Source organism: Streptomyces sp. NPDC002577 (assembly GCF_053594815.1).
In genome coordinates this window covers 20,187-33,921 of sequence record NZ_JBSFWK010000048.1, presented here as the reverse complement: position 1 = coordinate 33,921, position 13,735 = coordinate 20,187, and the positions used below count along the sequence as shown (strand labels likewise).

The following is a 13,735-nucleotide window of genomic DNA, read 5'->3' as shown; positions in this document are numbered from 1 at the left end:
TTTGCTGTGCCTTGGGGGATTCTTGTGGCGATCAAGATGCGATGTTTCCCGACCGGCCCGAAGCCGTCGGTTACGGTTCGATCCGCTTTGCGCCCGGCACGGCCGGTGTGCGGCGTGCCCGGTGCAAGTCGCGTGCCGGGAGTTCTCTCGTAGTCGGTTCGCGAAGTCGACTCTCGCAGTCGATCTCGTGTCGTGAATGGGGTGGGGATGTCCAGCCATCGGGTGTCTAGGAAGCGTCGCTACATCGCGTGGGCCGCGGCAGGTGCCGCAGTGCTCGCGGGAGCGGGCATCGCGGCGCAGAACTCCCTGGCCACCACGACGAGCTGGCCGGCGGCCAAGGTCTACACGGGCCGTGCCTTCGACACCTGCGCCGCGCCATCCCTGTCCGCGATGAAGGCCTGGCACACCGGCTTCTACGGCGCCGCCGCCGTGTACGTGGGCGGCAAGAACCGCGGCTGCTCGCAGCCGAACCTCACCGCTTCCTGGGTGAAGTCCGTCAGCTCGGTCGGCTGGAAGCTCATTCCGATCTACGTGGCGGCCCAGCCGCCCTGCCAGACCGGCTCGAGCCCCGAGACGATCAGCGCGAGCACCGCCGCCTCGCAGGGTGCCGCCGACGGCGCGGACGCCGTCGCCAAGGCGTCCGCCCTCGGCATGAAGGCGGGCAGCGGGCTCTACCTGGACATGGAGCCGTACGACACCACCAACACGTCCTGCAACGACGCGGTGCTGACCTATGTGCGCGCCTGGCACAAGGCCGTCAACGCGAAGCAGTACCGCAGCGGTCTCTACGGTTTCAGCAGCTCCAGCGCGAAGGCGGTGGCGACCGCGTCCGACCGTACGAACCTGCCGGGCAACCTCTGGTACGCCAAGTGGGACAAGGTCAACACCACGACCAGCGACTGGCCGTTCAGCTCGACGCTCTACACCGGGCACCACCGCGGCCACCAGTACCTGGTCAACAGCAAGGAGTCGCGAGGCGGTTACACGATCACCGTCGACCGCGACGCCTGGGACGCGCCGGTGGCCATCACCGGCTGAGCCCCGCAGCAGCAGGAGGAGCAGGAGGAGCAGGGAATGAGGGTCGAAAGGGTGCCGGTGCTGGGGCCGGTCGCCGTCCGGGCGGGGCTCGCGGCGCTTCCCGTCGTCAGCCTGGGGCTGCTGTGCCCTGTTCCCTCGCTCGTGATCGCGCTGAGGCGGGGCGGCCGCGCGGACTGGGGCGCCTTCGGAGTCTTCAGCGCGGTGCTGGTGGCATGGGTCCTGGAGCTCGCTCTGACGCCCGAGACCACCCACGGCATGGCGTTCGCCGACGACACGCTGCTGATCCTGATGTCGATGGCGGGAGCCTCGGTGCACGCCTGGACGGTCTGGCCCCGCCGCATGGGACGCCCCAGGTACCGGTAACCGGACCTGCCGCACCAGGGTCGGCGGCCGCCGCAGGCCGAGAAGCAAGAAGTAACGAGAGAAGCGAGCCGGACAGGTGGCCAAGCGGGTCAGACAGGTGCTCCAGGCACAGCGGGCGAAGACGGCGAGCGAGACGGCGCAGCTGTCGCGCGTCGCCGCACGCGCGCGTGGCGCCGTCCTCCGGCTCAGGTCGCTGAGCGGCCGGCAGATCACCGTCACTGCCTCCGCCCTCGTGGTGGTGGCCGCGGTGGCCGTCACGGGGTTCCTCGTCTTCCAGGACGACGGCAGGCCGCCGATCCCGGACACCCGGGCGCGGCACTACACGGAGGTCGACGCCTGCCTGCTGACCGGCAAGAAGGGGATCACGTCTGGGACCACCGCCGCCGAGGTCTGGCAGGGCATGCAGGACGCGTCGCTCAAGACGCACGCGCGCGTGAGCTACGCACCGGTGACGGGTGAGCAGTCCACGGCCAACGCGCGGCCGTATCTGAACGGGCTGCTGCAGCGCTCCTGCGACGTCGTCGTCGCGACGGGCAGTCCCGAGGTGAAGGCCGCGGCCCAGGCCGCGCCCCAGTACCAGAAGGTGGGCTTCGTACTCGTGGGCGCGGACGCCGACTCCGGCACAGGCACAGGCACCGGGCGGGGCGGAAGCGCCCGGCCCGGGAACGTCACCGTCACGAAGACCGGGGACGGGCTGCGGGCCGAGATCGCGGGGGCGGTCGAGCGGGCGGTCGACGCGCAGGGGTAGGGCGAGGACGAGGACGACGTGGGCGCCGGGGTGCCGTAACGCGCGGCGAATCGTTGGTTCTGGGGCATCCCCTGCACGAAGTGCGTGGGAAGGGGTGGCCCAGAACACAGCCACTGCCTACCATCGATCACCGCAAGACTTTGTGCACCGCCGCACAATCTCCTCGGGAGGCTTCCTTGCACCGCCGTCGCCGCATCGCGCTCGCCGTCTCCTCCGTGGCTCTTCTTGCCGCAACCCCGCTGCTCACCGCCTGCGGAAACGATGCACGGCCCGGGGCCGCGGCCGTCGTCGGCGGCGACCGGATCACGGTCGCGCAGCTGGACAGCCGAGTGGCCGAGGTACGGGACGCCCAGCGGGCCGCCACCTCGGACGACACGCAGTACGCGCAGGCCCTCGCCAGTACCGGCGGCCTCGCCCGCGACACCCTCCAAAGCCTGGTGTTCGACCGGGTGGTGCACCGCGCCGCCACCGACGCCGGGGTGGAGATCACGCCGAAGCAGATCCAGGACGCCCGGACGGGCCTCGAACAGCAGGCCGGCGGCTCGAAGCAGCTGGAGGCGGTCTGGCTGCAGCAGTACAACATCGCCCCTGCACGCGTCGACGAGAGCCTGCGTACCGAGCTCGAGGCCCGGGAGCTCGCGAATCGGCTCGGTGCCGACATGAACACGCCGACGGGCCAGGACACGTTCCTGAAGGCCCTGTCCGACGCGTCGAAGGCGCTCGACATCGATCTGAACCCGCGGTACGGCACCTGGGACGTGCAGAAGAACGGGCGTGCGGACGTCAAGACGCCGTGGATCCGCGAGGTGACGGCGGCGGGGAAAAAGCAGGCGTAGGCGTTGCCGCAGCCGAGTACGGAGGCACGGCCCGACCGTCCGGCCCCTCCGTACTCCCGGCGCCCGGGGCTATGTCGGTGGCGTGGGTTACGTTCGATGCGTGAACGCAACCAGCTCTGAGGACCCCGGCCGCATCGTCCTGCTCACCACCAGCCATCGCGTCGCGCCTGGCCTGCTGTCCTGGCCTGCCTGGCAGGCCCTGCGCACGGCCGACCGCGTGCTGTGTGCGGACGCGGCGCACCCGCAGCTCCCGTATCTGCGGGACGCGGGCATCGAGGTCGAGCAGACGGCCCCCACGGCCCAGGAGCTGGTGGACGCCTGTGCGGGCGGGCGGACGGTGACCGTCGTGGCCACGGGGGAGGGCGAGCCGCGGCTGACCGACGGCCTTGCCCGGCTGGCCGGCTCGGGCCGCGTGCAGATGCCCGAACTGGAGCTGCTCCCCGGCTCGTACGACCTGCCGGGCGCCCGCCTCCTCGACCTCGTCCAGGTCATGGACCGCATCCGTGCGGAATGCCCCTGGTCCTCCACCCAGACGCACCAGGGCCTCGCCAAGTACGGCATCGAGGAGGCGTACGAACTCGTCGAGGCCATCGAGTCGGGCGACCGCGCCGAGCTGCGCGAGGAACTGGGTGATGTGCTCCTCCAGGTCGTCTTCCACGCCCGTATCGCCGAGGAGGGCCGTCCTGAGGACGGGACGGAGCCGTTCTCCATCGACGACGTGGCCGGCACGATCGTCGAGAAGCTCATCCACCGTCACCCCCATGTCTTCGGCGACGACACCGCCGAGACGCCCGAGGACGTCAAGGCGCACTGGCTGCGCACCAAGGCGGTGGAGAAGCAGCGCACATCCGTGACCGAGGGCATCCCGCTGCACCAGCCCGCCCTCGCGCTCGCAGCCAAGCTCGCGTCCCGCACCCGCACGGCCGGGCTCGACGTCCCCCTCCCCACCGGCGACGGCATCGGGTACGAACTGCTGGCGCTGGCCGCCCGCGCCGAAGCGGAGGGCGTCGACCCGGAGACGGCACTGCGCGCGGCGGCCCGCTCGTACCGCGACGCGATACGCGCGGCGGAGCGGCCGACGGGCTGAGCGCCGTCCGGCGGGCGAGCCGGCGCCATGTGGATCGACGCCTCAGCAGCCACGCCGCCGGGGCGGGGCCGGGGCGGGAGCGGGTGCGGTCGGCTCGCCGCCGCACCGATGCGTGCCTGCGGCGGCCGTCGGGTCCGCAGACCCATGGACCGTGCCGACCGCCACGGTCCGGCCCGCAGCCCGCGGCCGGGCCGACGCCCGCCGTCCCGCGGCCGGGCCGACGCCCGCAGCCCCATGGGCGAGCCCCGCCCGCTGTCCCTCCCCACCGCGTACTGCGGCTACGGTCGAGACGTGCACGATCAGAACCCGGCCGGGGCCCCCGAAAAGGGGCCCGCTCCCGCAGAGGAAGCCTTTCCCGAACTCTTCAGCTGGGAGTTCGCCGCCGACCCCTACCCTGCCTATGCCTGGTTGCGCGAGCACGCGCCCGTGCACCGCACCAGGCTGCCCAGCGGGGTCGAGGCCTGGCTGGTGACCCGGTACGCGGACGCGCGGCAGGCGCTCGCCGATCAGCGGCTGTCGAAGAACCCGGCGCACCACGACGAGCCCGCGCACGCGAAGGGCAAGACGGGTATCCCCGGAGAGCGCAAGGCGGAACTGATGACGCATCTGCTCAACATCGACCCGCCGGACCACACGCGGCTGCGGCGGCTGGTGTCGAAGGCGTTCACCCCGCGCCGCGTGGCCGAGTTCGCGCCGCGCGTGCAGGAGCTCACCGACCGCCTCATCGACCAGTTCGCGGCCAGAGGGACCGCCGACCTCATCCACGAGTTCGCCTTTCCCCTCCCCATTTACGCCATTTGCGACATGCTCGGCGTCCCCCGCGAGGACCAGGACGACTTCCGGGACTGGGCGGGCATGATGATCCGGCACGGCGGCGGGCCGCGCGGAGGCGTCGCGCGGTCCGTGAAGAAGATGCGCGGCTACCTCGCCGAGCTGATCCACCGCAAGCGCGAAGGCCTGCGCCAGGACGGCGACGACGACCTCATCTCCGGGCTCATCCGCGCCTCCGACCACGGCGAGCACCTCACCGAGAACGAGGCGGCCGCGATGGCGTTCATCCTGCTCTTCGCGGGGTTCGAGACGACCGTCAACCTCATCGGCAACGGCACGTACGCGCTGCTGCGCAACCCCGTCCAGCGCGAGCGGCTGCAGAAGTCCCTCGCCGCGGGCGAGACGGACCTGCTCGCCACGGGGGTCGAGGAACTCCTCCGTTACGACGGGCCGGTGGAGCTCGCCACCTGGCGGTTCGCCACCGAGGCGCTCACGATCGGCGGGCAGCACATCGAGCCCGGCGACCCCGTCCTCGTCGTACTCGCCGCCGCCGACCGCGACCCCGAGCGGTTCGCCGAACCCGACACCCTCGACCTGGCCCGGCGCGACAACCAGCACCTCGGATACGGGCACGGCATCCACTATTGCCTGGGCGCGCCGCTCGCCCGGCTGGAGGGCCAGACGGCTCTCGCCACGCTGCTGACGCGCCTTCCTGACCTGCAACTCGATGCGGATCCTGCCGATTTGCGGTGGCGCGGCGGGCTCATCATGCGGGGGCTGCGAACGCTGCCGGTGCGCTTCACTCCGCGGCCGTAGCCCAACTCGTCAGTAGCATTCCGGAAGCTCTAGCTGACGCACCGTCAACCTTGTGACTTTCACGTGATCTGCGCTGCATTGACTTGTGACAGGCGTTCGACTCCCGCTACGTTCACCGTCGACTCGGGCATCAACTGTCCCAGTCACCCCAATCTTGCCCGGTTGGCTCCGTCGGCCGGGTAAGTCCCGACCGCGAAAGGCAACCGCATGCTCTCCGGGAACGGCCGACACCGTCGCCCCCGCCAGGCTCCGGCCCTCATCGTCGCGGCGGGGGTGACCGGATCGGCCATCGCGATCCCGCTGCTCGGCGCCACCAGCGCCGTCGCCGCGGACACCACCACCTGGGACCACCTCGCCGAATGCGAGAGCGGCGGCGCGTGGAGCGCGAACGAGGGCAACGGCTACTACGGCGGTCTGCAGCTCACGCAGGAGACCTGGGAGAACCACGGCGGCCTCGACTACGCCCCGAGCGCGGATCAGGCGAGCCGCTCGCAGCAGATAGCCGTTGCCGAGAAGGTCCTCGCGGACGAGGGGCCCAAGGCGTGGCCGACCTGCTCCCTGCTCGTCGGTCTCACCAAGGGTGAGGCCGCGGCGGACGTCGACACGGGTGTGTCGAAGGACGCGTCCGGTTCGTCGTCCGAGGCGTCGTCCGGCTCCTCGGATGCGGCGGAGCACTCGGCCTCCGACGAATCGACCGACGACTCCACCACTGACTCGGCAGCCTCCGGCGAATCGAAGGGGAGCAATCGGGGCGATTCGGGCAAGTCCGATAAGTCTAGTAAGGCCGACGGTGGTTCGTCCTCCGATTCGGCCACCGCGGACCCCGCCGAGTCTGGCGAGTCGTCGTCCGAAAGCGCGGGAACGGGCCGGCATCGCGGCGACAGCGCCCAGGAGGGCCTGACGGACACGCGCTCCTCCGACCCCTCCGGCCGCCATGCCTCGCGCTCCGAAGCGGGCCGCGGCGAGGACGATTCGTACACCGTGCGCACCGGCGACAACCTCTGGGCCATCGCCGACGCCCATGACATCAAGGGCGGATGGACTGCTCTCTATCAGGAGAACAAGAAGAGCGTCGGCGCCGACCCCGACCTCATCCTCCCCGGTCAGACCCTGGATCTCGGCCTCGAATCGGCCGATAAATAGCGATAGTTCAGGGCTAATTGTCCGTTTTGGCGGGAGTGAGAGATGAGTCTCAGAAGCCCTGATCGTCTTTGAAATCCACTCCAGCGGATGTTTACGGTCGTGACCGCTCGCCACAGCGGGCACTCGCGGTCGTCACGCCGAATCCTGCCGACGGCCATGCGGGTTCAGTCGTCGCGTTCAGCGCCGTAGGCAGGAGCGGGGGACCCAAGGTTTGCGCCGGCAACGGCCGTTGAGTAGCTGAGCACACATGGTGCCGGCTGACTGCGGCCAGAACCGGCTTGGGGTGAAGTCGCGCGCAACGAAAGCCGCGACCGGGCAACTCTTCCCGAAGCTCTCAAGGAGCACGGGATACCCCTACCGCCCGAACCCGACAGCTCACCTCGCAGGCGTCGGTGAGGGGATCACTCCATGCTGCGTTCCAGCCAGGGCAAGCACCGCCGCGCGTCCGTGCTCAACCGGACTTCTCGCATCGCTTCGCTCGCCGGTGTCACCGGTGTCGCCATCGTCGCCCCGCTGATGGCGGCCGGCTCCGCCTCCGCCGCCACCGCCACCGAGTGGGACGCCGTCGCCCAGTGCGAGTCGGGCGGCAACTGGTCCATCAACACCGGCAACGGCTACTACGGCGGTCTGCAGTTCTCGGCCTCCACGTGGGCCGCGTACGGCGGTACGCAGTACGCCGCCACGGCCGACAAGGCCACCAAGGAGCAGCAGATAACCGTCGCCGAGAAGGTCCTCGCGGCTCAGGGCAAGGGCGCTTGGCCGACCTGTGGCGTGAACCTCTCCAGCACCCCGTACGAGGGCGGCTCGACCGCGACCACCACGGACTCCGCCACCGCTCAGCAGAGCGACAGCACTCAGCAGAAGTCGAGCGAGAGCGCGACCGAGTCGGGTGCGACCGAGTCGAGCAAGACCACGCAGAGCACGGACGAGCAGACCGCCTCCGGCTCCGAGGGCAGCGGCTCGACCGCGACTGTCGAGACCCCGACCGGCGAGAAGGTCAAGAAGGGCGACGGCGAGTACAAGGTCGTGAAGGGCGACACCCTCAGCAAGATCGCCAAGGGCCGCAAGGTCAAGGGCGGCTGGAAGAAGCTGTTCGAGCTGAACAAGGACGTCGTCCAGGACTGCAACGTCATCTACCCGGGCCAGCAGCTCCACCTCGGCTGAAGGACCGCTCTCCCATAGATCTCCCGCAGATCTCTCCAGCCCCTCGCCCCGGCGCGTGTCCCCCCGCGTGCCGGGGCGAGGTTCGTCCCGTTGCGTGCCCGTAGCCGCCGGGATGCCACCCGCCTTTGTTCCGTTCAGAAACAATTTGCTTTCAGTTTGTCCACGGGCCGGTCGGTCGGCTGGCCGTCGCCCCGGAGCCGGATAGGCTCTTGTCGCAAGGCCAAAGACATACAGCCCCGCACTTCCAGCGTCACATCCCAGAAGGAGATGCTCGTGCCGTCCATCGACGTCGTCGTAGCCCGGGAAATCCTGGACTCCCGAGGCAACCCCACGGTCGAGGTCGAGGTCGGCCTCGACGACGGCAGCACCGGTCGTGCCGCCGTCCCCTCCGGTGCGTCCACCGGTGCGTTCGAGGCCCTCGAGCTCCGCGACGGAGACGCCAACCGCTACGGCGGCAAGGGCGTCGAGAAGGCCGTCCTCGCCGTCATCGAGCAGATCGGCCCGGAGCTCGTCGGGTACGACGCCACCGAGCAGCGCCTGATCGACCAGGCGATGTTCGACCTGGACGCCACCCCGGACAAGTCCTCGCTCGGCGCCAACGCCATCCTCGGCGTCTCGCTCGCCGTCGCCCACGCCGCCTCCGAGGCCTCCGACCTGCCGCTCTTCCGCTACCTGGGCGGCCCGAACGCGCACCTGCTGCCGGTGCCGATGATGAACATCCTGAACGGCGGCTCGCACGCCGACTCCAACGTGGACATCCAGGAGTTCATGATCGCCCCGATCGGCGCGGAGTCCTTCTCCGAGGCCCTGCGCTGGGGCACCGAGGTCTACCACACCCTCAAGAAGGTGCTGAAGGCCAAGGGCCTGGCCACCGGCCTCGGCGACGAGGGCGGCTTCGCCCCGAACCTCGGCTCCAACCGCGAGGCCCTCGACCTCATCCTCGAGGCCATCAAGGAGGCCGGTTACGCCCCCGGCGAGCAGATCGCCCTCGCCCTCGACGTCGCCGCCTCCGAGTTCTACAAGGACGGCAAGTACCTCTTCGAGGGCAAGGAGCGCTCCGCCGCCGAGATGACGGAGTACTACGAGGAGCTCGTCGCGGCCTACCCGCTCGTCTCCATCGAGGACCCGCTGTTCGAGGACGACTGGGCCGGCTGGAAGGTCATCACCGACAAGCTCGGCGACAAGGTCCAGCTGGTCGGCGACGACCTGTTCGTCACCAACCCCGAGCGCCTCGCCCGCGGCATCGAGGAGGGCGCCGCCAACGCCCTGCTGGTCAAGGTCAACCAGATCGGCTCCCTGACCGAGACCCTGGACGCCGTCGAGCTGGCCCAGCGCAGCGGCTTCAAGTGCATGATGTCCCACCGCTCCGGCGAGACCGAGGACGTCACCATCGCCGACCTGGCCGTCGCCACCAACTGCGGCCAGATCAAGACCGGCGCCCCGGCCCGCTCCGAGCGCGTCGCCAAGTACAACCAGCTGCTGCGCATCGAGGAGATCCTCGACGACGCCGCGGTGTACGCCGGCCGCAGCGCCTTCCCGCGCTTCAAGGGCTGAGCCGGCCCGGCAGACGCCGGTCTAGCCAGTCGTACGTACGTCCCCGTACTCGGTCCCGTACCGTGTGCGGGGACGTACGCACGTGATGGGGAGGCGGGGCACATGGCCGTCAAGGACCGGGACCGGTTCTCCACCGCGACCCGGCTGCGGCTGCTCGGCGAGCAGACCGCCGCCCGTGTCTACCGCTCCCAGACCCGGCGCCAGGCCCGCCGCTCCCGGCTCACCGGCCGTGCCGCGCTGCTGGCGCTGGTGCTCTGTTCGCTGATCGTCGCGCTCGCGTATCCGATAAGGCAGTACGTCGCGCAGCGCGCCGAGATAGAGGATCTGGAGCGGCAGCGGCAGCAGGCGCGCGAACGGGTCGAGCAACTGCGCGACCTCAAGGCACGCTGGAAGGACGACGCGTACGCGGAGCAGCGCATCCGGGAGCGGCTGCACTATGTGTTGCCGGGCGAGACCGGCTACATCGTGGTCGACCCGAGCGCCGCGAAGCAGACGCGTACGGCCCAGGGGGCGGCCAACCGTCCCTGGTACTCCAACGTCTGGGACGGCGTCGACAAGGCGGACCGTTCCGGCAACTGAACGGCACCCGCCCGACCCCGCCCGCGAACCCCTGTACGACCCCGCATCTGACTCCCGCACCTGACTACTGAAAGACGCAAGCCACGGCATGGAAACCCCCCCGCCGCCCACCCCGCGCACCGAGCCGACCGACGCGGACGTCGAGGCATTCAAGCAGCAGCTCGGCCGGCCGCCGCGCGGGCTGCGGGCCATCGCGCACCGCTGCCCGTGTGGACAGCCGGACGTCGTCGAGACGGCGCCGCGGCTGCCGGACGGTACGCCGTTCCCGACGCTGTACTACCTGACGTGTCCGCGGGCGGCGTCCGCGATCGGCACGCTGGAGGCCGACGGCGTCATGAAGGAGATGACGGAGCGGCTGGCCACCGATCCCGAGCTGGCGGCCGCGTACCGTGCGGCGCACGAGGACTACATCCGGCGCCGCGACGAGATCGAGGAGCTCGCGGGCTTCCCGAGCGCGGGCGGCATGCCGGACCGGGTGAAGTGTCTGCATGTGCTGGTGGCGCACTCGCTGGCCGCCGGCCCGGGCGTGAATCCGCTCGGTGACGAGGCCATCGCGATGCTTCCCGAGTGGTGGCGCAAGGGGGCGTGCGTGGTGTCTGCCGAGGAGTGATCGCCCCCGCCGCCCCTGCCCTTCCCGTCCCCTGGGGGCTGCGCCCCCGGACCCCCGCTTTCGGCCTTGACGGCCTCGTCCTCAAACTCCCCCAGCCAACGCTGGGAGGTGCCCCCAGACGGGCTGTTTCAGCACGACAGGAGATCAGAGTCCATGACCCGTGTCGCCGCCATCGACTGCGGTACCAACTCCATCCGGCTGCTCGTCGCCGACGTCCGTCCCGACGGTGAGCTCGTCGAGCTCGACCGGCGGATGAAGATCGTGCGGCTCGGCCAGGGCGTCGACCGGACCGGGCGGCTGGCCCCCGAGGCGCTGGAGCGGACCTTCGCCGCGTGCCGTGAGTACGCGGAGGTGATAGGGGCCCTCGGTGCCCAGAAGGTGCGGTTCGTGGCGACCTCCGCGTCGCGCGACGCCGAGAACCGCGACGACTTCGTCCGGGGCGTCTTCGACATCCTCGGGGTCGAGCCGGAGGTCATCACCGGCGACCAGGAGGCCGAGTTCTCCTTCACCGGCGCGACCAAGGAACTCGTCGGCCGCGACCACTTGGAGAAGCCCTTCCTGGTCGTCGACATCGGCGGCGGCTCCACCGAGTTCGTCGTCGGCGAGGAGCACGTGCGTGCCGCCCGGTCCGTCGACATCGGCTGCGTACGGATGACCGAGCGCCACCTCGTACAGGACGGCGTGGTCAGCGATCCTCCGACGCAGGGTCAGATCGACGCCATCCGTGCCGACATCGAGGCCGCCCTCGATCTCGCCGAGCAGACGGTGCCGCTCAAGGAGGCGCGCACGCTGGTCGGGCTCGCCGGGTCGGTCACCACCGTCGCCGCCATCGCGCTGGGCCTCGAGGAGTACGACTCCGGGTCGATCCACCACTCGCGTATCTCGTACGAGCAGGTCGCCGCCATCACCCGGCGGCTGCTCTCCTCCACGCACGACGAGCGCGCCGCCATCCCCGTGATGCATCCGGGCCGCGTCGACGTCATCGGCGCGGGCGCCCTCGTACTGCTCTCGATCATGGAGCGGGTCGGCGTACAAGAGGTCGTCGTCAGCGAGCACGACATCCTCGACGGGATCGCTCTGTCGATCGCTTGAGCGCTTCCTATATCGTCTGAGCGCGCCCGAGGGGGCCGGAAAACCCCCTCGGCGGCGGCCCGTCGAGAAACTTCGTGAAGTTCTTCACAAGGAAATCCGCCCGGTAGGGCATGGATTCCTGCAGCCGGGCCCGCCGGGAGGGGGCGGTGGTCCCTGGAGGGTCTCTGTCGGACCCTGGACGGCGGGACGGAAGTCCCCGATGCGGGGTGGGTGGTTCAACCCCTGCGATGCCACTGAGGGGCAGCTCACGAGGCCTTGACAACGCCTCGTGAGGCCCCGCGGTTCCCTGCTGTGACATGACCTCCGTCACGAGGGCCGGGCAGTGTAGCAGAGCCCCCACCCAAGCTTGTGAAGGGGCGCACGAGCGACCCCCTCCGAGCGGGTGGATACTCGATGCCATGAGCACCACGGAGCGTCCCAGGATCCTCGTAGTCGGGGGCGGGTACGTAGGCCTGTACGCAGCTCGCCGCATCCTCAAGAAGATGCGCTACGGCGAGGCGACCGTCACGGTCGTCGACCCCCGCTCGTACATGACGTACCAGCCCTTCCTCCCCGAAGCCGCCGCCGGCAGCATCTCGCCTCGGCACGTCGTCGTACCGCTGCGACGCGTGCTGCCCAAGGCTGAGGTCCTCACCGGCCGGGTCACCACCATCGACCAGGACCGCAAGGTCGCCACGATCGCCCCGCTGGTCGGCGAGGCGTACGAGCTGCCTTTCGACTACCTCGTCATCGCGCTCGGCGCGATCTCCCGTACCTTCCCGATCCCCGGCCTCGCCGAGCAGGGCATCGGCATGAAGGGCATCGAGGAGGCCATCGGCCTGCGCAACCACGTCCTCGAGCAGCTCGACAAGGCCGACTCCACCACGGACGAGGAGGTCCGCCGCAAGGCACTGACCTTCGTCTTCGTCGGCGGCGGCTTCGCCGGTGCGGAGACCGTCGGTGAGGTCGAGGACATGGCCCGCGACGCGGCCAAGTACTACAGCAGCGTGTCCCGCGAGGACATGCGCTTCATCCTCGTCGACGCAGCCGACAAGATCCTCCCCGAGGTCGGCCCCAAGCTCGGCCAGTACGGCAAGGAGCACCTGGAGAGCCGTGGGGTCGAGGTCTACCTCTCCACCTCCATGGACTCCTGCGTGGACGGCCACGTGGTGCTGAAGAACGGCCTCGAGGTCGACTCCAACACCATCGTGTGGACCGCCGGTGTGAAGCCGAACCCGGCGCTGGCCCGCTTCGGCCTGCCGCTCGGCCCCCGCGGCCACGTCGACACCAGCGAGACCCTCCAGGTCCAGGGCACCGACTACATCTGGGCCGCGGGCGACAACGCCCAGGTTCCGGACGTCATCGGCCGCAAGGCCGGCAACCCCAACGCCTGGTGCCCGCCCAACGCCCAGCACGCGCTGCGTCAGGCGAAGGTCCTCGGCGACAACGTCATCGCGGGTATGCGCGGCTTCCCGCAGAAGACCTACAGCCACGGCAACAAGGGCGCCGTCGCGGGCCTCGGTCTGCACAAGGGCGTCGCGATGATCGTCATGGGCAAGATGAAGATCAAGCTCAAGGGCCGTCTCGCCTGGTACATGCACCGCGGCTACCACGGCATGGCGATGCCGACCTGGAACCGCAAGATCCGGATCTTCGCCGACTGGACGCTCGGTATGTTCCTCAAGCGCGAGGTCGTCTCCCTCGGCGCCATGGAGACTCCGCGCGAGGAGTTCTACGAGGCCGCGAAGCCGACCCCCGCGCCGGCGGCCGCGAAGCCGGAGGAGAAGGCCAAGGCCTCCTGACCTGAGGGTCGTTGCCTCCTGACCTCGACGGGGTCACCTGCTCAGCCCGAAGGGGCCGCCCGCCATCCGTGGTGCGGGCGGCCCCTTCGGTGTGTCCGGGCAACCGGTGTCCGGCCCCGGACACGTGAGCCATACGTGTGGGCTGCAAGCATT

13 protein-coding genes and 1 riboswitch are annotated in these 13,735 nt (G+C 70.1%); all 13 genes read left to right on the top strand.

Annotated features, from left to right (window positions below; translation table 11 throughout):
- Positions 1–207: 207 nt before the first annotated feature.
- Positions 208–1,038 carry a glycoside hydrolase domain-containing protein gene (locus ACWD4J_RS36750; RefSeq protein ID WP_451399864.1) on the top strand — a complete coding sequence of 277 codons (831 nt, stop codon included), beginning with the start codon at positions 208–210 and terminating at the stop codon, positions 1,036–1,038.
- A 36-nt stretch (positions 1,039–1,074) separates the two neighbouring features.
- Entirely contained in the window at positions 1,075–1,401 is a 327-nt protein-coding gene (locus ACWD4J_RS36745; RefSeq protein ID WP_451399863.1) for a hypothetical protein, read from the top strand.
- A gap of 76 nt (positions 1,402–1,477) precedes the next feature.
- Positions 1,478–2,149 (top strand): hypothetical protein, encoded by a 672-nt coding sequence (locus tag ACWD4J_RS36740; RefSeq protein WP_451399862.1) that lies wholly within the window; start codon positions 1,478–1,480, stop codon positions 2,147–2,149.
- Between the two features lie 176 nt (positions 2,150–2,325).
- On the top strand, positions 2,326–2,985 hold the full coding sequence (locus ACWD4J_RS36735) for a SurA N-terminal domain-containing protein (protein ID WP_451399861.1): 660 nt from the start codon (positions 2,326–2,328) through the stop codon (positions 2,983–2,985).
- A 100-nt stretch (positions 2,986–3,085) separates the two neighbouring features.
- Positions 3,086–4,072: a nucleoside triphosphate pyrophosphohydrolase gene (locus ACWD4J_RS36730; protein ID WP_451399860.1), complete on the top strand. Its 987-nt coding sequence runs from the start codon at positions 3,086–3,088 to the stop codon at positions 4,070–4,072.
- A gap of 291 nt (positions 4,073–4,363) precedes the next feature.
- Positions 4,364–5,659: a cytochrome P450 family protein gene (locus tag ACWD4J_RS36725; protein WP_451399859.1), complete on the top strand. Its 1,296-nt coding sequence runs from the start codon at positions 4,364–4,366 to the stop codon at positions 5,657–5,659.
- Positions 5,660–5,866: 207 nt separating this feature from the next.
- Positions 5,867–6,802 (top strand): transglycosylase family protein, encoded by a 936-nt coding sequence (locus ACWD4J_RS36720; RefSeq protein WP_451399858.1) that lies wholly within the window; start codon positions 5,867–5,869, stop codon positions 6,800–6,802.
- 171 nt (positions 6,803–6,973) lie between these two features.
- Positions 6,974–7,206: riboswitch (cyclic di-AMP (ydaO/yuaA leader) on the top strand.
- A 4-nt stretch (positions 7,207–7,210) separates the two neighbouring features.
- Positions 7,211–7,966: a transglycosylase family protein gene (locus tag ACWD4J_RS36715; protein ID WP_451399857.1), complete on the top strand. Its 756-nt coding sequence runs from the start codon at positions 7,211–7,213 to the stop codon at positions 7,964–7,966.
- 267 nt (positions 7,967–8,233) lie between these two features.
- On the top strand, positions 8,234–9,520 hold the full coding sequence (gene eno, locus ACWD4J_RS36710) for a phosphopyruvate hydratase (protein WP_451399856.1): 1,287 nt from the start codon (positions 8,234–8,236) through the stop codon (positions 9,518–9,520).
- A gap of 102 nt (positions 9,521–9,622) precedes the next feature.
- A complete protein-coding gene (locus ACWD4J_RS36705) occupies positions 9,623–10,099 on the top strand; it encodes an FtsB family cell division protein (protein WP_451399855.1) in 477 nt (158 codons plus the stop codon).
- 88 nt (positions 10,100–10,187) lie between these two features.
- A complete protein-coding gene (locus tag ACWD4J_RS36700) occupies positions 10,188–10,709 on the top strand; it encodes a DUF501 domain-containing protein (protein WP_451399854.1) in 522 nt (173 codons plus the stop codon).
- A gap of 153 nt (positions 10,710–10,862) precedes the next feature.
- The gene (locus ACWD4J_RS36695) at positions 10,863–11,801 is read left to right on the top strand and encodes a Ppx/GppA phosphatase family protein (RefSeq protein ID WP_451399853.1); all 939 of its coding nucleotides are present in this window, start codon (positions 10,863–10,865) and stop codon (positions 11,799–11,801) included.
- Between the two features lie 398 nt (positions 11,802–12,199).
- Positions 12,200–13,582 (top strand): NAD(P)/FAD-dependent oxidoreductase, encoded by a 1,383-nt coding sequence (locus ACWD4J_RS36690; protein WP_451399852.1) that lies wholly within the window; start codon positions 12,200–12,202, stop codon positions 13,580–13,582.
- Positions 13,583–13,735: the final 153 nt, after the last annotated feature.

Excerpts from the sequence above, each read along its gene's own strand:
- ACWD4J_RS36750 (WP_451399864.1), top strand. The coding sequence starts at position 208 with ATGTCCAGCCATCGGGTGTCTAGGAAGCGTCGCTACATCGCGTGGGCC.
- ACWD4J_RS36745 (WP_451399863.1), top strand. The coding sequence starts at position 1,075 with ATGAGGGTCGAAAGGGTGCCGGTGCTGGGGCCGGTCGCCGTCCGGGCG.
- ACWD4J_RS36720 (WP_451399858.1), top strand. The coding sequence starts at position 5,867 with ATGCTCTCCGGGAACGGCCGACACCGTCGCCCCCGCCAGGCTCCGGCC.
- ACWD4J_RS36715 (WP_451399857.1), top strand. The coding sequence starts at position 7,211 with ATGCTGCGTTCCAGCCAGGGCAAGCACCGCCGCGCGTCCGTGCTCAAC.
- eno (WP_451399856.1), top strand. The coding sequence starts at position 8,234 with ATGCTCGTGCCGTCCATCGACGTCGTCGTAGCCCGGGAAATCCTGGAC.
- ACWD4J_RS36705 (WP_451399855.1), top strand. The coding sequence starts at position 9,623 with ATGGCCGTCAAGGACCGGGACCGGTTCTCCACCGCGACCCGGCTGCGG.
- ACWD4J_RS36700 (WP_451399854.1), top strand. The coding sequence starts at position 10,188 with ATGGAAACCCCCCCGCCGCCCACCCCGCGCACCGAGCCGACCGACGCG.
- ACWD4J_RS36695 (WP_451399853.1), top strand. The coding sequence starts at position 10,863 with ATGACCCGTGTCGCCGCCATCGACTGCGGTACCAACTCCATCCGGCTG.
- ACWD4J_RS36690 (WP_451399852.1), top strand. The coding sequence starts at position 12,200 with ATGAGCACCACGGAGCGTCCCAGGATCCTCGTAGTCGGGGGCGGGTAC.